Here is a 22770-nt window from a genome sequence, read left to right on the forward strand (position 1 = left end):
TTTATGTCTGGCATTCGTATTCGTCTCAAAGAAAGAGACGCTATTATTCAGTCACTGAAGTCAGGCGTGACGCCTAAGATTGGTATTCAGCATATTCAGGTTGGCCGGGTCAACGAGATAAAAGCGCTGTATCAGGATATTGAACGTATCGCGGATGGCGGTGCAGGATTCCGGCTGATTATCGGGGAATACGGCTCAGGTAAGACATTCTTTTTAAGCGTTGTGCGCTCAATTGCACTAGAGAAAAAGCTGGTCACAATCAGTGCCGATTTATCCCCGGACAGACGCATCCACGCGACGGGTGGACAGGCGCGTAACCTCTATTCCGAGCTAATGAAAAATCTGTCTACGCGAAATAAGCCGGACGGAAACGCATTATTAAGCGTGGTTGAGCGCTTTATCACGGAAGCCAGAAAAGAAGCAGAAAGTACAAATGTGCCGGTTCCGACAATTATTCATCAAAAGCTCGCTGACCTGTCTGATATGGTTGGCGGTTACGATTTCGCCAAAGTCATTGAATGTTACTGGCAGGGCCACGAGCAGGACAATGAGACATTAAAATCAAATGCCATTCGCTGGCTGAGAGGTGAATACACCACGAAAACCGACGCCCGTAACGATCTGGGTGTGCGTACCATTATTTCTGATGCCTCTTTCTACGACTCGTTAAAGCTGATGAGCCTGTTTGTCCGTCAGGCCGGATACGCGGGTCTGTTGGTGAATCTGGATGAGATGGTCAATCTGTATAAGCTCAGTAATACTCAGGCCCGGGTTGCCAACTATGAACAAATACTGCGTATTCTGAATGACTGTCTGCAAGGGACGGCTGAATATATCGGCTTTTTACTCGGCGGTACGCCAGAGTTCCTGTTCGATCCACGCAAGGGGCTATACAGCTACGAAGCACTCCAGTCACGGCTGGCAGAAAACAGCTTCGCCCAGCGGGCTGGGGTGATTGATTATTCGTCCCCTTCCCTGCACTTAGCCAGCTTAACGCCGGAAGAGCTCTATATTCTGTTGAAAAACCTACGTCACGTTTATTCCGGCGGCGATGCGGATAACTATCTGGTTCCTGATGATGCGCTGACGGCATTTTTACGCCACTGTAGCAACACTATTGGCGATGCCTATTTCCGTACGCCACGAAACACGATTAAAGCCTTCCTGGATATGCTGGCCGTGCTGGAACAAAACCCGTCCATTCAGTGGTCGCAGTTAATTGCCGGTGTTGCGATCGCGGAAGAAAAACCCAGCGATATGGATGAAATAACGTCGGCAGAAGATACTGACAAGGACGGTCTGGCTGATTTCCGATTATGATGAACGAATACCAGCGGCTGGATCCACGCATACAGAAGTGGATATATCGGCAGGGATGGGCAGATCTCCGGGAACTGCAAAAAAAAGCCGTTCCACCGATATTAGCGGGCGATCGGGATGTCCTGATCAGCGCCGCAACTGCCGCGGGTAAAACAGAAGCGTTTTTCCTGCCCGCCTGTTCTGCTATTGCGGATATTCAGGGCGGTTTTGGCATTTTATACATCAGCCCGCTTAAGGCCCTGATTAACGATCAGTATCGACGGCTGGAAAGCCTCGGCGATGCGCTGGAGATGCCCGTCACCCCCTGGCATGGCGACGTTGCACAGAGCAAAAAGCTGAAAGCGAAGAAACACCCTGCCGGTATTCTGCTTATCACCCCGGAGTCGCTGGAAGCGATGCTGATCCGCAATGCGGGATGGTTAAAACTGGCTTTCGCGCCACTGGCGTATATCGCCATTGATGAATTCCATGCTTTCATCGGTTCTGAGCGGGGTATGCAGCTTCTCTCTCTGTTAAATCGAATCGATCACCTGCTCGGAAGAATCGACAATCCAGTCCCCCGAGTCGCACTCAGCGCAACGCTGGGGGAACTGGAGCGAGTACCGTTGTCTCTGCGGCCAAATCAACGTCTGCCCTGTGACATTATTACCGACAGTCAGACTCACGCCACGCTAAAAGTGCAGGTGAAAGGTTATCTGGAACCGCTAACCACCTCGGGCCAACAACCGCCGCCGTCTGCAGAGACGCAAATCTGTCATGATATCTTTCGCCTCTGTCGCGGTGACTCCCATCTGGTGTTCGCTAATAGCCGCAAACGGACCGAAAGCATTGCCGCTACGCTTAGCGATCTGAGTGAAGCGAGCATCGTTCCCAATGAGTTCTTCCCCCATCACGGCTCGCTGTCCAGAGATCTGCGTGAAACGTTGGAACAGCGGCTTCAACAAGGCAACTTACCTACCACCGCCATCTGTACGATGACGTTAGAGCTTGGCATCGACATCGGTAAAGTCAGCTCCGTCGTGCAGGTTACCGCCCCCCATTCCGTAGCCAGCCTGCGCCAGAGAATGGGGCGTTCTGGTCGGCGCGACTCGCCTGCCGTATTGAGAATGCTGATTGCCGAACATGAACTGACGCCAACATCAGGCATTGTCGACCAGCTCAGGCTTCAGCTCGTTCAGTCGCTGGCCATGATCCGCTTACTTATCGGCAGCAAATGGTTTGAGCCAGCTGATACCCGGCAGATGCACTATTCCACCCTGTTCCATCAGATTCTGGCGATCGTGGCGCAGTGGGGAGGGGTACGTGCCGATCAGATCTGGTCACAGCTATGCCAGCAAGGGCCATTTCAGAAAGTCAGAATCGATGACTTCAAAACGTTATTGAAGCATATGGGGGAGCACCAGTTTCTGACCCAGCTATCAAGCGGCGAACTGGTTCTGGGCATTGAGGGCGAACGTCAGGTAAATCAATACACCTTCTATGCCGTGTTCAGCACGCCGGAAGAGTTTCGTATTGTAGCAGGGAGCAAAACACTGGGCTCTATCCCCGTTGATTCCCCCCTGATGCCTGACCAACACATTATTTTCGGCGGTCGACGCTGGAAGGTCACCGATATCGATAGTGATAAAAAAGTCATCTATGTCGAGGCGACAAAGGGTGGGCAGCCGCCGTTATTTGGCGGACAAGGAATGTCCATTCATGATGTTGTCCGCCAGGAAATGCTCACCATTTATCGGGAAGGCGACTACCGTATCACCGTTGGCGATCGCAAAGCCGATTTTGCCGATACCACGGCCAGAAACCTGTTTGATGAAGGGCTGCACTGTTTTCGCAACAATAAACTGGCTTCGGAATGTTTTATTCAGCAGGGGCAGCATGTCTACATTCTTCCCTGGCTGGGCGATCAAACCGTAAACACGCTATCAGCATTGCTTATCCAGCGCGGTTTCAAGGCGGGCTCATTTGCTGGTGTGGTTGAAGTGGAAAAAACCACGGTAGCGGAAGTTAAGCAGACGTTAGCCAGCGCACTTCAGGACGGTTTGCCCTCCGAATCCCGTCTTGCCGAAAGCATCGCTGAAAAGTGCCTCGAAAAATATGATGAGTATTTACCGGAGACGTTGCTGACGCAGGAGTATGGGTTACGTGCTTTTAATGTTGAACGCGTGACGGAGTGGTTGCAGGGGCATTTATATTAAGGGGAAGAAGAATGAGAAAAAGCTGGACTATAGAGGAAGATTGTAAGCTGCTAACCTTGGTGCGTCAGCACTTTTCCGCGCTGGTCAGCCATAACCGGCTGAATGCCACAATGCCATTTAGCCAGCAGCTCCACGATGCATTTGACTCACCTGACCGCGATGCCGCAGCATTGCTTTATCGCCTCGAACAGGCAAAAATCTTGGGATTTGCCAGCCGTCCTGGTGGCGATCCCACTAAACAACCGTTTCGCTGCCTGATAAGCAATGATTTGGCGCTATACGATTACAGCCTCACCTTTCCCACCCTCAGAAAAGCATTGCATCCAGATACCGTTGCGGCAGCACTAAACCACTTCACGATTAGCAATCCACACGAACCACTGTCCAATACTATCAATGAAATCGCGACAGCCTTGCATCTTGCCCCCATGCAGGTGGAAAAGATTCTGATCGAAAGCGACCAAATAGCTATCAATAGTTACCGTAAGTGTGAGCGTGTTGGAGAGAAAACTATCAATAATAATCTGCAAGATCTCATCTCCAGGCAAATTCCTGACATAGCGCTGATTAAAGAGATTAACGCCTGTCGCGCCCAAGTCTCTCAACTTTACCACGTGCATGAACGTGATGGCGCTGAGGTTATTTTCAGTTCCGACGGCACGGGGTTCGGCAAAAGCTATGGCGTGATTCAAGGGTATGTTGAATATCTGGAACGTTTCGCCAAAACCCAGCAGCCAAATTACCTGTTTCCCGAAGGCGGTTTTACCAACCTGTTATTCATGTCGCCGCAAAAATCACAAATCGACCTGGACAGCAGCCAGAAAGAGAAAATTCTGGCCGCTAGTGGCGAGTTCATTTGTGTTCTCTCCCGTAATGATATTGCCGACCTTGATTTTATGGACTGGGCCTCTGGCCTGAAAAACCGCGAGCGCTATACCCGTTGGTATAAAAATGCCAATAACAACTCCCTTATCAGTGTTGCTATGCGTTCACTTAATCACCTGGTTTCGCAGATTGATCGTTGTGAAGAACAACTGGCAACATTTAATAGTCAGCATACGGATCTTGATATAGAGATAATCAAAGACCAGCTAAAGAACTACCGTCATAGTCTTCGCAACACCATAGTATCGGCCTGCAAGTCATTATTTGAACGGGGTAATGGTGAAACGTCGATTCAAGAATATATTCGCCGCGGACTGCTTGCTCGCAGAAAGCGAGAGCTTAACGCGATGCAGGGAAAACCTGCGTCAAAAATGAGCGTACACGAAGTCTACTTCGAGCTTATCAAGCAGGTATTGCCTTTCGAAGTGTGTCAGTACCGCCCATCGGTACTGTTAATGACCACCAAAAAATTCGATACATCAACTTATCGCCTGACACCTCGTAAACGAGGCGAAGGTGTGAATTTTGAGCCCGTAAGTTTTGACTTGCTCCTTGGCGGCAAGCTGAGCCCCAAAGATCCTCAGATCAGCACCGTTGCGGCAGCCGGTCATACCGGGCAAGTTGCCTATCTTCGCGACGAACACTTCAGACGCAATCCAGATTGTCCTTTTCGCCAGAAAAATATTCGCTTTACGGTGATCATTGATGAACTACATGAAGCCTACACCCGCCTTGAAGAAACATGCCATGTAAAGCTAATCACACAGGAAAATAACCTGGCGCACGTTATTTCCGTCGCAGGACGTATTCACAACGCGGTACTCAGCTTAGAGCGCCGAAACAAGCCCAAAGAAGCGCAAACGGCCTTTGAGCAAGAGATGGTCAAATTCATCACTACTCTGCGCAATTTACTGGCGGAAAAGTGCGAACTATCCCCCGGTACAACGCTGGGATCGATCCTGGAGATGTTTCGCGACCAGTTAGGAGCATTCGAAGTCAACGGCGACGCCGCCGAACGCATCATTTCCATCACCCGGAATGTGTTCAGCTTTAACCCCAAAATGTACGTTAATGAAGAGGGGCTGAAACGCATTCGTATGCGCAACAGCGAAGGCGACATAACGCGCACCGAGCTGTATTACGAAGTCGAAAATGATGCCAGCGATACCAATCCCACCCTGCACGATCTGTTCCAGTTGGTCTCCGTCATCCTCGCCGCCTGTTCTGATATCACCAACCGACACTTTAAGCGCTGGGTAAAAAATGGTGGCCAGGATAATTCCAGTAGCCAGAATACACCTTTGGGCCAATTTGTTGACGCAGCCAATAATGTAGCCGGAGTGGTGCGCCACATCTTCGATCGCACCACAGATGAAAACTTGTTGATTGATCATTTCTACACTTATCTGCAACCCAAAACCGTATTCACGATGACGCCTATAGCTGAACTCAATTACGTGAACAGGGGAGCCGAGCGCACAATTATTCTGGCGTTCGAAATGGATCTGGTACAAGAGTTGCCCGAAGCCATGCTGCTGCGTTTATTAACCGGCACGCACAATAAAGTAATTGGGCTTAGCGCCACCAGCGGTTTTAGCCACACCAAAAACGGTAACTTCAATCGTCGCTTCCTGGCGCGCTATAGCCGCGACCTTGGTTACCGAGTCGTTGAACGCGAAAAGGCAGATATCGATACGCTTAAGGCATTACGCGGGTTGAGGGCCAGTATCCGCAACGTCGACTTCAGGGTGTTCGATGATAAACAGTTAAAATTGACCGATATCTACCAAAATTGTGAAATCTATCGCAGGACGTATGACAACTTTTTCAACGCGCTGAAGAAACCGCTGGAATACGACCTGAAAAATACCTATAAACGGCGTCAGTGCCAGCGGGAACTGGAAGCGTTACTGCTTGCCGCCTACGAGGGTAAAAACAGCCTGATTTTGTCACTTTCAGGGACGTTTAAGCGAGCCTTTATCAGCGCCTGGCGCACTCATCAATCAGCCTGGCGTCAGCAGTACGGTATGCACTCCCGGTGCGATGAAAAAACGGATAACGATAAGAAACATGACCAGATCCTGACCTTTACCCCATTCAAAGGGCGTCACACAGTCCATTTGGTCTTTTTCGATTCACCACTGGCTAATGTCGAAGATATCAGGCAAGAAACCTATCTCCAAAACAGCAATACCGTACTGGTATTTATGAGCAGCTACAAAAGTGCGGGCACCGGCCTCAACTACTTTGTTAAATACCATGACGGCGATATTAATGATATCAATACACCACGTCTGGATGTCGATTTTGAGCGCTTAGTGCTCATCAACTCCTCGTTTTACAGCGAAGTAAAGGACAACAGCGGCAACCTCAATACATTACCTAACTACGTTACCGTGCTTAAACACTACGCCGATGACGATATTACCGTCCACAAGCTGGCCGATTTCAACGTTAATTTCGCCCACGGAGAAAACTATCGCCTGTTAATGGCCGAACATGATATGAGCTTATTCAAAGTCGTCGTGCAGGCCGTAGGGCGAGTCGAGCGTCGCGACACTCTATTAAAAACAGAAATCTTTTTACCCCGCGATGTGTTCCGTAATGTTGCATTCCAGTTCGCCGCTCTCAGTGAAGATAGCGGTAACGAGGTCGTATCAGAAAGCATGTCCTTGCTTAACCACCGCCTCATGGAGGAGTGCGAAAAGCTGAGTCAGAGCCAGTCATTTAGTGATGCAGAACAGCGGCATGCGTTTGAACAGGCTATCGTAGAAAATGGTCGCCGCATCGATGCTGTTCATAAGCGAGTCCTGAAAACCGACTGGATAAATCAGGTACGCGCCGGCAACCTTGAATATCTCGAATTGTGTAATTTATTCCGCGATCCTGACTCCTTTACCGATCCCCTGCGCTGGCTGGAAAAACTTCAGGCTAATTCCTTGTATGCCGCCAATCGGCAAATGCAATCTATCCACCACGCCCTGTTTATCGACCGCCATCAGGGCAACCAAACTATTTTACTTTGCCACAAACGCGGCCCGGATGGACTTGTCCACAGTGATTATTCCGCCCTGTCGGATTTCGCTGGCGGCGCAAGAGAGTACCGGCCAGAGCTCACCCTCTTTCCGCAGTATAGAAACGATGTCGATTTCACCCCCGGCAACCTGGTCGGCGATTTGATTCGTGAATGTGACAACATCCAGGAAACGGCATTCAAAAAATGGGTACCCAACCCAAGGCTAGTTCCGTTGCTCAAAGGCAATGTCGGTGAATATCTTTTTGATAAGGTGCTGAAACGTTATGGTGTGACCCCTCTTACCGACCAGCAGGTGTTCGAGCGCCTTGCGCCGTTAGTCTATGAGTTTTTTGACCGCTTTATTGAAGTGGGTGACGACCTGCTCTGCATCGACGTTAAGCGCTGGGCGACGCAGCTGGACGATTTGACGCGGGCAGAAGAAACGCTTGAGAAAAGCAACAACAAGATTCGCCAGATCCGCAATATCACCAGCCAAAAGGCAGATACAGAGGGGCAGAAACAGCTTCAGGCGGCGCTGGCAGGCCGTTACGAACGCATTCGATTTGTCTATCTGAACGTCGCCTACAGCCAGAACCCCAATAATCTGATGTGGCAGGATAACGTGGATCACACGATTCACTACCTCAACCTGTTGCAAACCGACTACCAGTATTATCAGCCCAAAAATCGAGAGAGCGGACGAGCTCAGGAAAACTCGAAACTGCGCATGACATTGGACATTAACCCAATGTTACTAACCCTGCTGGGTGTAGAAAAGTTGCCGACTAAAGGAAAAGTCTCATGATCCCTAATCTGAATGAGCTGTCAGACGCCCCGATTGCCCGCACCAATTTGATCAAGCTTGAAGAAGATCAGCTGACGACCATCCAACGTCTATTGGTTCCGGTATCTAATATCTATACGATAGACTTTATGGTTCAGCGCTTTACTAAAGAGCGAAAAGAAAAATCCGCTAATTACTATGCGCGTATTCATCAGGAGGTAAAATCCTATGTGCGGCAGAAACTTGGACTGGATGCCAGGCAGGACGTAAAATATGAGCTACATTTTTTACCTACTTACGAGCACGTCTTTTTCTTCCTGGCGCCTGCTGCTGCACCGAACAGCCCAGCGCATCAGACTTTGGCAGAACGCATTGAAACGCTTTGCCAGCGACTCACCGCTGAAAATTATGATTTGTCTCGCCTGATTCAGGGATTGTTCAGTCTGCATTTGAAAATAGTAATGCTGGAACAAGCCAGCGAGCGCTTTTCGGTACCGCCAACCTACTTCAACTCTACGTTCTATCTCAACGCTCGCCTGAGTCAGCCCGTCACGCAGAAAAGCGGCACTGGAGTGATGGAGGCATTCGAACTCGACATTTATGCATCAGAATATAACGAACTCGCCTTTACCCTGCACAAACGAAAATTTCTGGTCGAACCGGAGAATGAATTGCACCTCTCTCTGGACGATACCAGCGTGTGGTTTAACATCGATAATCGTCGGCTCAAAGCCCGGCGCAAACTCGATGCCCGGGATAGCAAACTGGACTTTTTTCGTGAGCGCAGCGGCTATGGTGGATGCCAGGCCTATACCTATAACGTGGTCATGAATGCTGCCTGCGAGCGGCTCAGTGAACTAGAGATCCCGCATCAGCCGATCCCATTTCAGGCCACCCACGAGGTCAATCAGTTCGCTACCGACCTCGATCAACAGCTGGCTAATACGCTGTTGGTGGTTAATAACGGCGTCGAATTCAGCGCCACGCAAGAAGCTTATTTCTTTGACACATTAGCCAACCAGTTCCCCGGGTATCAACTCTGGCCTCTGGCGTCGCTTAAACATTCTCAGCAAACCGGCTTTTCTGAGCTGCCTGCCAATACATCTATTCTGGTACTCAATGCGGTAGATGAAGAGCGGAGCAACAGCATCCGCCAGCAAGATAATGAATCTGTTGAGTACAATGATTTCTATGCTGCCTTTGCCGACGCCCGAAGACGACCAGAACTCACGTGGGATACTTATACCCAGCTTAAACTGGATCGTTTGCAAGGGTGGATAAACCAGCAACCTCTGCCCGTAGTCTTACAAGGTATGAATATTGATCGAAAATTGCTGGATGCGATTGATTTTATTAATGAACAATTGGCAAGCAACCCAACTCAATACGAAATCGTTCTTACGAAGCCTCACGGCCGTCTCAAGTCAGCAGTCACGTTACTAAACAGTAAGGTACGCCGAACGAAAACTGAATTATGGTTCAAAGAGAGCTTACTCAATCAGCATCATATTCCACTGCCAGACCTGGCGGACGGGCATTATACCGCCTATGCGGTACGCAAAACGAAAAGCAATCTCTCTCTGCTTGGGTATGTTGAACTAAAAATAGAGCACGGCCAACTTAGGGTAGTTGATACTGGGATCGCTGAAGGTGAATTAGAATATCTCTCTGTTGATCATCCCTCTCTGGGACGATTAAAGAAATTATTCGACAAAAGCTTCTATCTCTACGACCACGCCGCAGACGTCCTGCTGACTACATACAACAGCGCGCGCGTACCGCGTCTGATTGGCCCAGCACAACTTAATATCGTCGATTCATTCGATTATCAGGAGCAAGAAAAAGCGCTGACGGAGCGTAGAGGGGATAAATTTAACGGGTACACCATCACCCGCTCAGCAAAACCGAATCAAAACGTACTGCCCTATCTGATATCACCAGGCCGTTCGAAATACGACTCGCTGACCAAAGAGCAAAAGATGAGGCATCACCATATTTACTTGCAACCGCATGAAAACGGGGTGTTTGTTCTGGTGAGTGATGCTCAGCCTACAAATCCTGCTATTGCACGGCCTAACCTGGTGGAAAATCTGCTGATATGGGATGCCCAGGGCAAAGCCGTAGATGTATTTAGCCACCCGTTAACTGGCGTTTATCTCAATAGCTTCACCCTGGATATGCTCAGGAGCGGCGAAAGCAGCAAAAGTTCGATTTTTGCCAAGCTTGCCCGGCTGATGGTGGAGAACTAACGGAAAGTAAGTCAGTGTTTTTAGAACACGTTATATGTGGACCTGACTCCACATATAACGAGGTTCCTATTCGCAAAATAACGATTTTTCGTGATAACCATCACAAAACTAAAGCGATTTTTTATGGGGGCCTTCGTGGGGGCGCTATTTACAAGAAATACCAACAAAACCAATAACAAACAGCACGTTAATCGTGGATATGATTCCGAGTCCGGCACCACTTATTCAGAGAACCCGCCCAAAAGGCGTGTTTTTGCTTTTAGCGAACCGGACTCTTCATCGAACTCCGTTCGATTATTCGCCGCAAGCGGCTCACCCCTTCGGGGCCAGCGCGACAAGCGCGCTGTTCAACGCCTGCGGCGTTAGTCCGAGTCCGGGCACCACTATTCTAAAGAACCCGCCCAAAAGGCGGGTTTTTGCTTTCAGGACTACGGTCGATTTCTGGTCGGTGCAACACATTATTGATGTGCTGGATCTCTCGCCATTTTTGCAGATACTTGCTCTTTTTAAAGGCATCGATGCTCTTTAATTGGTTTTCTCTTAATTTTCACCATGAGCTATCAACGTTCAGTTTAGGATCATCATATTTCTAATTATTCCTGGAAATTAAAACCTAAGGGAATATCTGACTTAGCTGTAAACAGAAGATATTAGTATTATATGGGTAAATAACACTAATATTCTCAGTCAGGAATACCCCCCCTACTAACCGGATACTTTGAACAGCGGCCTAAGCACTTTTAAAAAATCAGACCTATAATTCCAACTGAATCATCATTCTTATAATTCACCATTACCGCAGACATTAAGATTTTACCCAAAGATCGATCATTATTGCTGAAGCGGTGAGAAAACACCCTCCTCTGGGTCATTAATATCTGATTCCATCTTATGTGTTGTTTTATCCACAGAGACACTGAATAACCTAGGTTGTGTTTGTGGATCGCCAGGGCAACTTCCACCGTGTTTTTCAACGACATTGACTACATCCACACCAGGTTCATTATCTGGTATATAAAGGTAATCCGTACATTCCGGAGATACAAGAAGCTTTTTCTCTTCAAGAGTATTCTTGACCAGTTGCACAATTGGTGGTAGCTCGACTGAAAATGCTTTTGCAGTTAAAACCATACAGCCAAGCAATGTTATAAATATAGATTTTCTCATTTTCAGTCCAACAAACTAAAGTAATGTAGTGGATTAATATAACACATGGATACTCCACCCCATACAGTATCATAATCTTTTATCCCGGTAGTCCTAATAATATTAACTATATGCTTTTCATAATCAGGATTTGTGGCATACCCGGCTTTAGCAACCTCATGTATAAATTTCTCAGGATCATTCGGATATGAAAATGCAGTTGCATAACGCTTGTTAACACTCAGGAATCGACCATAATCATCAGCTGATTGCTCTAAAGAATCGTAAGAGCGAAAACTGTCCTTAATCTTTACTGATTGCCCATCATAATTTTCATGCGTTGTAAATGTTATTGACTTACCTTCCGGAGATGTTCCTTTCACACCAAAATATGCTCCGCCTTTAGCCTTACGCCCCCAGCCTGATTCAAACGCGCCTTGAGCAATAGTCACCGCTATCGGAACTCCCCAGTTACGTTTAACATTAATGGCCGCCGGTAATGCCCTGTTAATCCATTCAGATTTAATTGCCGGTAAGGGCAATGTTGCTCGCTGTGCTAATTGATGAAGCTGATTGCTATCCGGTAGTATTGCGGCCTGCTTCTGATGAGTTGAAGCACTATGATGAGCCATAGCATTCGCCTGATTTAACCTTCTGAAGGTTGGACCATGCAGGTTAACGATGGCATCAGCGTGAGGCAAATGAACGAAGTTTGTCTGAAAGTAAACTAACCTGGAAAATGTCTTAGGCCCCCATAAACCGTCTTCTTTCAGCGATTCAATCTTATCGTCACGAATAGCTCTATTCAGTAGCATCTGAATTTTTATGACATCACCGATATTATTTGGCTGATTAACCCCCACCGCTCCGTTGATCCTTAATTTCATACGACCTCCTTTACATTTTCAATGATTCACCCTAAAAAAGTCGCTCTTCCCACAGGCTGTAGGCGCTGGTTCCGGCAATACAGTGTTCCTGAGTGATACTTTCATAGGTCAGCGACACCGACTCTTCCGGTTGCCCCTGGCTGTTATTGATTGTATGCGGTACAACATGCTTAATGTTGGCGATGCGGGCGTTAATCAGTTTCACCTTATAATACAGCTCGTTAATGCCAAAACGGTTGGTACGATAATACTCAAAGTCACAGGTCAAACATTCGTTTTCACTAATGGCTTTAGTCAGTAACGGGGAACATTTATCCACCGGCTTATGGATCACCAGCGTCTGATGATTCACGTTCTGTGCGCGGGTAAGCCCGTGGGATAAACCTAACACCATAATCTGATCCGTATGCGCAATCTGTGCCTTATTGCCAATAGAAGCCTGGGAAGAGCAGCCTGCTGAGATCAGTCCCTGAAGGTCGCCGTTCAGTGTCAGATAAACCGGATTTGCCATGATAAACTCCTTTTATTCCGTTGCTATTTTTCGGGTTTAGTTTTCTTTTCCGGCATTTCGCCGTTTTTCAATAGCAGCCAGCGGCTTAACACACCGTCCAGCCGTTCATTAATCTGTTTTTCCTGGGCCTCAGCATTCTGTCCCTGCGCGCGGGCGTCCTGGTACTGCGTCAACATTGACTCCAGCGGTGCCTCCTGACCCAGCCCCCGCTCAGCCTGCCAGATGACGTTCTTTATATAAGAAAGAGTCAGCCCTTCTTTCTCGCGCTGCATCACCAGGTCAGCAAAGGCGTGTAAATCCTGGCGGGTCTGCAACCAGCCCCGTAGCTGTGGACTGTTCTGCGCACGGTTTTTCAGAATATCGTTCCACTGTGCGGTTGCCTGCTGCTGTTGCAGGCTCTCCGGCCAGTGACTCTCCGCCGTTCGCATCATCTGCATTCCAGTTTCCAGCAGTTGCAGCGGCGACGTTTCGGGAAGTTGTTGCAGGCGCTCTCCATAACTGTCCAGTTCAGGGGAGACCAACCAGATGCTGGCTGCTCCCTGAGCGGTATCACGAACTTGCACGAGTTGACGTTGCAGGGGATGTACCAGCCACCACCAGAGTGCGATCGAAATAACAGCAGTAAAGGCAACACCGGATACGAAACCTTTCAGCAGATTGTTTGTCTTTGCGTTGCCAGCGTTATCCGACATACCACGCACTATCACCCGCATTTCTGGCAACTCGGGGATTGGCGGCACAGACTCTGCCGTGGCGGAAAGAGTACTTTCTGGCGCATAGACCAGCGTTCTGACCATCGACTGAGAGGAAGTATCAACACTACTTTTGGGCAGGGGCTCAAGGCGCTTTCTTGTATTTTGAATAAAATATAATAGGTTATCCACACGCGGCTGGCGCTTCAGCTCCACCTGCTGGAGCTTGTCACTGATCATCTGTAAAGCACGTTCAGTACGATGCAGCAGCGGCAGATCGTTTTCCGCAAAAGATATCTGCTGGCGCAGAATATTCCCGGTACGGGTATTGAACCAGTCCAGCATCTCTGTCCGTGCAGAACCGCCCTGCGGCCAAAATTTATCCCATTCATGCGTAATCATCGCCGCCAGCAATTCGGTTCCTTCGCAGAAACCCACCAGCCCCTGCGTGCGGGTGCGTGCGTGCCAGCGTATAGTATGTCGCAGTGTGTAGATCCACTCCGTTGGTTTTGAAAATAGCCAGTGCCAACGATTCCACCAACCTCCAGTTCAGCTCCGGTTGCGACGGATGGCTGGCCTTGTTGATTTCCTCGCGAATCGCGATAAATTCCGGCAGGTTACGTGGGTCACTGCCGGTCACGATAGTCTGTATAAGTACGTTGTTGCTCATCCCTGAGTCCTCAGTACAGCGTATCCGGCAGCCGGAACTGGCTGAACAGCCCGCCGCTGAATGGGTTGTCTTCAGTGTCAGCGTGTATCCGGTAGACCATCGCGCCACCGTCAACGTTAAAGCGCACGCTGAATGTTCCCTCTTCCACGCCGGTTAGCTGTCCGGCTCCGAACAGGCGGAACTGCGCCCACGGCCCGTTGAAACTGATACTGCGCGGTGCGCCACCGCTGGTACCCACCAGCGTCAGCTTGCTTTCATTGCCTTCGCGCATGTTGTTCGGCCAGACCAGATGCGCGGTGTAGTTACGACCCTGGCTGTAGTCCACTAACTGACCGTCGAGGTTCAACACGCTACGGCGTTTGTTGCCGGAAAGCGAAACGGTCTCCACCGCAAACTGCGTTCCCAGGCCATTCTGTTTACTGAAGAAGATGTCGCGGATTTTCTGTGCGGTATCCAGTTGCCGGATGACATCCTCACGGATAATGACACCGTCGCCCCCGTCACGGCTCAGGTCATTTTCAATGAACAGTTTCAGGTTTTGCTGCCAGAAAGTATCCAGCACGCCATCCGGTTTAAAGAAGCGCTCAAATGCATCCAGAGACACATCCTGCGAAGAACGAGGATTAAATGGATAACTATTTGCCAGTTGTTCGTTAAACGGTTTTACCACGTTGTCGCGCCAGTCAATTTCCATATAGTGAACCGCTTCTACCATCACCACATGCCAGGCCTGATCTGCCAGTTTTCCCACCCAGCGGTTAAGCGGCGCAGGCAGAGTTTTCGCCATCTGCCGGGTCGCAAAAATAGGGTCGCTGCTGTTCTGGTCAAGGCGTAACTGAACGGCTTTGAGTGCCGATTTACCGGGTACCGGTGCGTTCTGGATAGCCAGCAGATAGCGGTGCAATTCCGTTAACTGCTGATAGACCGCTTGCAGGGTATTTTCTTTATTATTCTGAACCGCCAGCGTGCTGTTTTCCGGCGCAAACTCATGACCGAGACGGGTCAGCAGACGATAATCCGGCTCTCCCAATGCTTCTGCGCGTTCTTTATCAGATAGCTTTTCGGAAAGAACGGTCGGCTGTGTATTATCCCGCAACGCCGTCAACGCTCGTTGTAGAGGCTGGTCGCCGCTGATAATCTGCTCCAGCGCGGCGGTTAACTGCGCAATGGATTCATAATCGCGTACGTTAAGGTTATCCATCCCTGACCGCCAGGTGGCGGTGTAGTCACTAATATACTGTTCGGTTAACTGGCGCTGGATTTCAGCACGGTCTGCGTCACTGTATTTAACACTGTGAATAATATTCAGTACCCAGGAATCCATTGCCGTCAGTTCCACCAGTTCATCACGCTGCTTCACAAAATAACTCTGGAGCCCATAGCGGGTAAGAAACTGCGGGACAACCAGCTTGTTGTCATCTGAGGAAACAAATACCTGTTCGAATGTTGGGCCAACCTGATCGCGCAGGTTCAAATCGGCGGGCAGTACTCCCAACGCCCGGGTTTTAAGGCTCTGGTAGACCCGCTGGTAAACGGGCAGTTTGCTTAACTCTTTCTGTGCTGACACCACCGGTTTGTCATACGGTGCCCAACGACCGATCGCGTCCCCATCACCCGCAGCACGTTCAGCATGCCAGTCGGTATGTTTCAGCGCATAGTCGAGATGAGACATCAATTGCACTTGGGTATCGCGCTGGCCGTGGAACTTATCACTCCAGCGCTTCGCCATGTATTGCTTCACTACGTCATTATTACGTCCGCTTTTGTCCTCCAGCATTCTCATCACTCGCAGCACGGCGAGTTTTTCTTCGCTCTCCGGTGGGGCAGCATCCATTTCTTTCACCAGACCGTTGAACAAGGCGGGCAGATAACGCTGCTCCAGTAGTTGCAGATAGGTTTGCTCCACATACGGCCCGACACGCCTTCCCTGGTACAACCCCATATCGGCCAGTCGACTGCGATCGTCCCAGTCGCCGTAGGCCAACGTCGCATCGCGTACCGGATTGAGTAATGGCAATTGTAGATCACCGTAGTCATCCATCCCCTGGGGTGGCCTGATCGCCATAAAGGCCTGAGCTTGTTTCAGTACCTGGATACCGGAGGCGTAGTTAACATCGTAATAATGGTGCCAGCCGATGATGAGCAATAGCGCCAACGCTCCACCCGCGGCAGAAAAGACGGTAAGACGTCTACGGCTGCTTACCAGCCAGGCGCGGCTTTCGCCAGCCAGGTTCGGCTCCGACAGAAGTACCTGGGGAAACAGATTGCGGGTAAAGTAAGGTACGGTATCCACCAGTGGCCAGGCACTTAGCGGATTACTGCCGAGCCGGTATTGCCGGGCGGCAGACTGTGTAAAGATGTCATCCATCTGACCGCGTTGCAGTGATGACGTCAGATACACGCCACGCAGCATCACGTCCATATTTTCACCGTCCAGAAGACCATCAAGCAGGGTCACCAGAGACTCCCTGCTTCCCTGCATCTGGCGAATAAAACTGAACAATGAACTGCGCATATGGCTCTGCGCCAACATCAGATCGGGCATGGACTGGTTCATCCGTTCGCACCAGTCCTGCCAGAAAGCGTTCAGTTCGGTACGCCAGTCTTCACTTTCATGGGCGCTGAGAGTAAACGTAGCCCCGAGGATGGTATCGCGATCTTTTTTGTTCAGCGACTGAAACAGGGCTGCAAAACCGTACAATAAGTCCAGCCGGGTCAGCACCACGTAAACCGGTAACTGGCAGTGAAGATACTGACGTATATCCTGCAAACGGCTACGCAGCGTCTGCAACAGATGTTCGCGGCGGCGTTTGTCGGCCGTCAACAGGTCGGGTAAATCGAGGGTGAGAATGATCCCGTTCAGCGGTTGGCGGGCACGTTTTTCCACCAGCCATCCCAGTAGATGTTCCCATAAGCGGCGATGCAGAATATCCGCATCAGGTTGTTCACAGAGTGCGCCGTCAATGTCAAAAATCACCGCCTGTTTGCCGACATGTGGCGTCAGATATACGCGTTGCTCTGCACCGCGTACCGCTTCCGGTGTATAAATGATATCGGATGGGAAACCTTCCCGTAACAGGGTGGTTTTGCCGCTCCCGGCAGGACCGATAACCATATACCACGGCAATTGCCACAGGTAACGGCGGTTGTCGAGATGACGCTGTAAACGCAGCAGCCACCTGTCGAGGTAGCGCTGTTGAATATTCAACTCCACACTGAGCGGGTCCTGCGCTTCCTCGCGCTGCAACTTTTGCTGTTTCTCAAGCTGCTGCAGACGCTTCATCACCCGGACAGTCAGCCACCCCAGGGCGACAATCCCCCACGCCGCTGTCGCCAGCCAGCGGTTTGCCAGCGGTTTGAGCCAATGTTCGTCATACAATGACCATGACGGGCCTTTCCACCAGATCCATACCAGCAGAAAGATCCATGCCAGCACCAATAGCCATAACGCGGAGACCTTAAATTTTGGCATCGCCGGTCGCAAAACAGATTTCATTCCGCTGAAGAGTCGGGGGGTCGGTAATCTCACAAAAACTCCTGTTGTTTCTTACTGTTCTGCCGTGAACTTCTGCTTAAGCTGTGTGAAGAGTGAGGGCTCCCAGTCTGCCACCACCATTCGCAAGCCTTCTTCGGACAGCATCCGGTACTGTTGCTGTGCAAGTTTTACCATTCCGGCCTCTTCCATTAGCTGAGCGCCCTGGTACAGGCGGTGGAACTGATCGCGGGGATCGCCTTCTGGCAATGTCTCCAGGTACTGCAGTGCAGCCTCCAGCCCTTGCTCGGTAAAACATGCCCTGGCAGCTTGCATTTCCTCTGTGGATTGCAGTACTGGTACGGCCTGACTATGGGATGTTGATGAGGTCAGCCACCGTTTTGTCTGCTCGCTGATAAATGGTGTGCGGTCGTTGAACAGCAGATCGGCAAGCGCCGGAAGACGCGCAAGAAAAAAGCCAGCTTCCTCTCGGATGGCCTCTTCTGCCTGCCTGTACCCGAGACGCTGTGCTATCTGTGCGGAAAGGTAATGCCCGTCCAGCCAGTACGGAGCCAGCAGCAGGCTCTGCTCCACCTGCTGCCACAGCGCCAGATCCACGCAGGTTAACCGGGACTGATACTCTGCAGCCATGTCAGCAGAAACCGCCGCCAGCGGGGTACGACCATCACTCTCGGCCGGAGGCGTGCTGGTAATGGTTTGCCATAGCGCATGCCGACGCAGACGGTAGCCCAGCGGCGAGTCCGGATTGCGTTCGCAAAGGATAGCGGCGACCTTCAGCAACGTGTCGCGCCAAGCAGTATCGTCGTGACTGTCGACAGTCACCTGCGGAGCCGGAACAGCAGGCACAGTGGTGATAGTCTGCGGGAGATCGCGTGCAGGTATAGCGACATCCTGCGGTACGTTGTCAGACATTCCCTGAGAGGAAGATAACGCAGGCCCGGCATCATGGAATGCGCGCTGAAAAAGTACGAGCAGATCATCCGTCGCCAGTGCCAGTTCTGGAACATCCTGCATCCGCCAGCTTTGCGCCAGTGTCGCCAGTTCACCCAACACCGCGTCGCGCTGTGCTGTGGTCGCTTTTCCTACAAAACCGGGTATACCTGCGTCAAAACGTTTTATGACCTGTGCTGCAAAACGTTTTTTGTGCGACATGCGCGGCGCAGTCACTGCCCAGTAATGCTCTACGTACAGCGCCAGCAGGCGCAGGGCCAGCGGCAGGTTGCCTGCATGTTGCAGAGTACGCAACAAATGCGCCAGCAGACGAAAATCTTTACACTCTGAGGCCAGAAGCACCAGTCCCCGACGCTGTATTTCCGCAATATCAAGCTGACCGTGCGCCAGCGAACCGAGTTTGACGATTTCTCCGTCAATATACTCCCACTCAGGAGAGTCATCTTTCAGAGCGCCGCTCAGTTTTTCTTCCGGTAGTGTTTCCAGCAGGTGCGAAATCCAGACATTCGGGTCACGCAGATCCATTGCCATTTCTTATTCTCCCGCCCAATGACAGGCTTCACGCAGCGGGGCGATAGCCTGCGCCAGTCCATTGATATTAAAGGTGAGTTTTCCGGCAGCGCTCTCCGGACCGGTATCAATAGTCAGCGTCTTCGCGCCAAACAGCTGTTTAATCTCGTCGATGCCGGATAATCCCCGGCTGGATTCCAGAAGCGTGCCGTTTTCACGCACAAACCAGCGGCTGTGGAATGTTTTGTCATCGGCACTCAGGCTGACGGCGATATCATGTGTATCCATCGCTTTGATCAGCGCCACCTGCATTCGGGTAATATTGTCCACACAACTCAACATCAGCACCGGGCGCGGCGGAACATGACCAATAGCTGGCGTGGTGATCACCACCATCGGACGTTCTCCTGGCGTCCGCGTTACCAGCAGTTCCGTACTCTTATCCTGACGGCGTTTTTCCTGCTCCGTGGCGCGAGTCCAGGCTTCCCCCACAAAACTGGCCCTGACCAGCGCACCGTTAAACCCCGCCGGTGACAGAGGGGCGAGCAAATTGTCATAACAGTCAAGACGTTCCAGGGCTGCTGATTCACGACGACAGGCCTGCATTGCCTGTAGCGTCGCCTGCTCGTCATCTGATATAGCCGCAGCTGTACCCTGCACGATGCCAGATGCAGAGGGTGTTTCTGCGGGTACGAATCCGGCAAACAGTCCTGTCAGCAGGCCGACCGCTAACAGCCAGAACTGGCGTGTAACGCGCATCCCACTCATAAAGTGATGCCATCCGTTTCCTGCGCCAACACGGGCTCATCGGCGGATGGAACATCCTGCACATCTGCCATGAATCTCCCTTCTGACACCGACAACCGAATGCTGGCAATGGATGTGTTTGAGGCCATTTTCTGCAATAACAATAATGAGAGTGGCGGCAGCATTTCGCCGTCAATCACGGACTCCAGCATCCTCGCGCCATTTTCAGCGCGGGTCACGCGTCTCATGATTTCATCAGTGACTTCCGGTTCAATCATGATGTCCGCGCTAAAGCGGCTGCGCAGTATATTGTCCAGACGGGCAAGCTTTCCGGCGATAATGATGGCGAGCGTCTCTTTTGATAACGGCAGGTATGGCACCACTTCCATCCTCGCCAGTAACGCCGGTTTGAAGAAGTCTGCCAGCACCGGGTACAGCGCTTCCTGCATAATTTCCGGGTTGTCGGCATGTTCGACAATCACCTGGTAACCGAGGTTGGAGGTGAGGAAAAAGACGATATTTTTACAGTCAATCAACCGGCCTTCGCCATCTGCCATTTCGCCCTTGTCGAATGCCTGGTAAAACAGGTTGAGCACGTCCGGATGGGCTTTTTCCACTTCATCCAGCAGCACCACGGAATACGGTTTCTGACGGATGGCTTCGGTCAGCACACCGCCTTCACCATAGCCGACATAGCCCGGCGGGGAACCAATCAGGCGCGAAACGGTGTGTTTTTCCTGGAACTCAGACATATTGATGGTCGTCAGGTACTGGCGACCACCGTAAAGCAGTTCAGCCAATTGCAATACGGTTTCGGTTTTACCCACGCCGCTGGGACCCGCCAGCAGAAATGCGCCGAGTGGGCGTCCCGGACGACGCAAATCGGCGCGTGCGGTGAGAAGATGTTTATGCAGGTGCTTAATGGCCAGATCCTGACCTTTAATTGTGTCGCCCAACCACAACGGCAAATCGGTGATAACTGACATTTCACTCTGTGACAGGCGGTTAAGCGGCACGCCGGTCCATTCGGCAATCACGGAGGCGATCTGTTTTTTATCGACGTGCGGGGAAACCAGTAACTGCGCGTTATGCAGGTCGTCCAGTTCGGCGGTCAGTTGGGCCAGCCGTTCTGCGAGAGATAGCGTTTCCGCTTCATTAGCCTTATCAGTGAGGGATGCATTGCCATCGGTTTCCAGTGTGGCCAATAATTGCTGGCGCAGCGCGATAATAGCCTGCACCCGTGTCTGTTGTTGACGCCAGGCCTCTTCCAGCGCCTTCAACTCATTCTGTGCATCATCATGTCGAACATGAACTTCATCCAGCCGGGCGGTATCAGTATGTAATCCAATACGAATTTCCCGCTCAAGCTGGCGGATTTCCGCTTCGTACTGATGGCATTGGGTGGCGAGGGCAGATATTTTCTTTGGCGGCGATGAGAGGTTAATCGCCACACGGGCGCAGGCGGTATCCAACACATCGATAGCTTTATCAGGTAACTGACGTCCGGAAAGGTAGCGCTCGCTTAAACTGGCTGCCGCCTGTAAGGCTTCATCATCGATCAGCACGCCGTGAGACTGCTCATACACCGCTGACAGGCCGCGCAGAATAACAGTCGCTTCCGCCGCCGTAGGTTCACTGACCTTCACAAGCTGAAAACGGCGCGACAGGGCAGCATCTTTCTCAAAATATTTTTTGTACTCGCTCCAGGTAGTGGCGGCGATCGTTTTCAGTTCGCCACGCGCCAGCGCCGGTTTGAGCAGGTTAGAGATATCAAGCCCTCCTTGCTGGTTGCCCGCGCCAATCAGAGTATGTGCTTCATCAATAAATAATATGACGGGTGCTGGCGAGGAAATCACTTCCGCCATCAGCCCTTTAAAGCGCTTCTCAAACTCGCCTTTCACTGATGCTCCGGCCTGCAATGCGCCGAGATCCAGTGTCATAATGTCGGTGTTTTTCAGCTTATCCGGTACCTGGCCTGCAACAATGCGCAACGCCAACCCTTCAATCAGCGCGCTTTTACCGACGCCCGCTTCGCCCACAACCACCGGGTTGTTCTTGCGCCGGCGGCAGAGAATGTCGATCATCAGATCAATTTCATGGTCGCGGCATAGCACAGGATCGAGCCGACCATGACGGGCATCCTCCGTCATATTCTTCGCGTAGCGCGCAAGCAAACTGTCCCCCGTCTCTGCCAACACGCTGACAACCTGCCCGTCCGTACTCTGTATCGCCGTTTCCGCCGACTCCCACGTCCACTGAGCAAAATCCTGTTGCAGACGATCGCGATTAATACCGGTCAGCAAGCGGGCGGCAGCAGGCGGCACATAGCGCAAAGGGGAATGCAGCAAGGCCAGAAGGAGCACGCCACCGCGCAGTTCACTGTGCTGCATCTCGGCTGATGCCAGCAACCAACCTTCTTTCAGCCACTCAACCAGCATCGGCGAAAACGCCGGGTAGCTCTCCGTTGTTCGCGAAGTCGCGTAACTTTCCACTATTAACGCCCGGCGAAGTTCACTCGCGTCAATCTCCGCCTGTTCAGCAATCACTCTTATATCGCTGCGTACCATCGCCAGCATCTGCAACAGTACATGTGCCACGGTAATTTCCGTTGCCTGCTGACTCATACATTCTGCCGCGGCGGCCTCAAGTGCCTGCCGGGAAAACGCATTCAGATGCTTAACCAGAGAGGCCAGATTAATCTGGATCATATGTGT

At 51.0% G+C, this 22770-nt stretch carries 11 protein-coding genes and 2 pseudogenes; 5 read left to right on the plus strand and 8 right to left on the minus strand.

Annotated elements, in window-relative coordinates; translation table 11 throughout:
• Positions 1–3 precede the first annotated feature (3 nt).
• The 5 genes from C2U53_RS05330 (at position 4) to C2U53_RS29855 (ending at position 10978) form a co-directional block, all read left to right on the plus strand.
• Positions 4–1320, plus strand: a complete 1317-nt coding sequence (locus tag C2U53_RS05330; protein WP_104445703.1) for an ATP-binding protein — start codon at positions 4–6, stop codon at positions 1318–1320.
• Positions 1317–3515: a DEAD/DEAH box helicase gene (locus C2U53_RS05335; RefSeq protein ID WP_104445704.1), complete on the plus strand. Its 2199-nt coding sequence runs from the start codon at positions 1317–1319 to the stop codon at positions 3513–3515. The genes C2U53_RS05330 and C2U53_RS05335 overlap by 4 nt, the downstream gene beginning before the upstream one ends.
• Before the next feature lie 11 nt (positions 3516–3526).
• Positions 3527–8221, plus strand: coding sequence for a hypothetical protein (locus tag C2U53_RS05340; RefSeq protein ID WP_104445705.1), 4695 nt, complete (start codon positions 3527–3529; stop codon positions 8219–8221).
• Positions 8218–10449 (plus strand): hypothetical protein, encoded by a 2232-nt coding sequence (locus C2U53_RS29850; RefSeq protein WP_042998119.1) that lies wholly within the window; start codon positions 8218–8220, stop codon positions 10447–10449. Before C2U53_RS05340 ends, C2U53_RS29850 begins: the two co-directional genes overlap by 4 nt.
• A 193-nt stretch (positions 10450–10642) precedes the next feature.
• Positions 10643–10978 (plus strand): hypothetical protein, encoded by a 336-nt coding sequence (locus C2U53_RS29855; protein WP_172740559.1) that lies wholly within the window; start codon positions 10643–10645, stop codon positions 10976–10978.
• Positions 10979–11280: 302 nt separating this feature from the next.
• Here the strand turns inward: C2U53_RS29855 and C2U53_RS05355 are convergent, their stop codons facing one another.
• The 8 genes and pseudogenes from C2U53_RS05355 to tssH all read right to left on the minus strand — a co-directional run bounded on the left by C2U53_RS05355 (position 11281) and on the right by tssH (position 22764).
• Positions 11281–11616, minus strand: a complete 336-nt coding sequence (locus C2U53_RS05355) for a hypothetical protein (protein WP_072031692.1) — start codon at positions 11614–11616, stop codon at positions 11281–11283.
• A 2-nt stretch (positions 11617–11618) separates the two neighbouring features.
• Positions 11619–12482 carry a glycoside hydrolase family 73 protein gene (locus C2U53_RS05360; protein ID WP_042998122.1) on the minus strand — a complete coding sequence of 288 codons (864 nt, stop codon included), beginning with the start codon at positions 12480–12482 and terminating at the stop codon, positions 11619–11621.
• 31 nt (positions 12483–12513) lie between these two features.
• Positions 12514–12993: an Hcp family type VI secretion system effector gene (locus C2U53_RS05365; protein ID WP_042998123.1), complete on the minus strand. Its 480-nt coding sequence runs from the start codon at positions 12991–12993 to the stop codon at positions 12514–12516.
• A gap of 23 nt (positions 12994–13016) precedes the next feature.
• A pseudogene (locus C2U53_RS05370) lies at positions 13017–14355 on the minus strand (VasL domain-containing protein).
• Positions 14356–14365: 10 nt separating this feature from the next.
• Positions 14366–17827: a type VI secretion system membrane subunit TssM gene (gene tssM, locus C2U53_RS05375; RefSeq protein WP_104445706.1), complete on the minus strand. Its 3462-nt coding sequence runs from the start codon at positions 17825–17827 to the stop codon at positions 14366–14368.
• A 75-nt stretch (positions 17828–17902) separates the two neighbouring features.
• Positions 17903–19392, minus strand: a pseudogene (tssA, locus tag C2U53_RS05380) (type VI secretion system protein TssA).
• Positions 19334–20077, minus strand: coding sequence for a type VI secretion system-associated protein VasI (vasI, locus tag C2U53_RS05385; protein ID WP_104445708.1), 744 nt, complete (start codon positions 20075–20077; stop codon positions 19334–19336). The pseudogene tssA and the gene vasI overlap by 59 nt, the downstream one beginning before the upstream one ends.
• Positions 20074–22764, minus strand: coding sequence for a type VI secretion system ATPase TssH (tssH, locus tag C2U53_RS05390; protein WP_104445709.1), 2691 nt, complete (start codon positions 22762–22764; stop codon positions 20074–20076). Before tssH ends, vasI begins: the two co-directional genes overlap by 4 nt.
• Between the last annotated feature and the right edge of the window lie 6 nt (positions 22765–22770).

Source organism: Citrobacter sp. CFNIH10, from assembly GCF_002934585.1.
GTDB classification, from domain to species: domain Bacteria; phylum Pseudomonadota; class Gammaproteobacteria; order Enterobacterales; family Enterobacteriaceae; genus Citrobacter_A; species Citrobacter_A amalonaticus.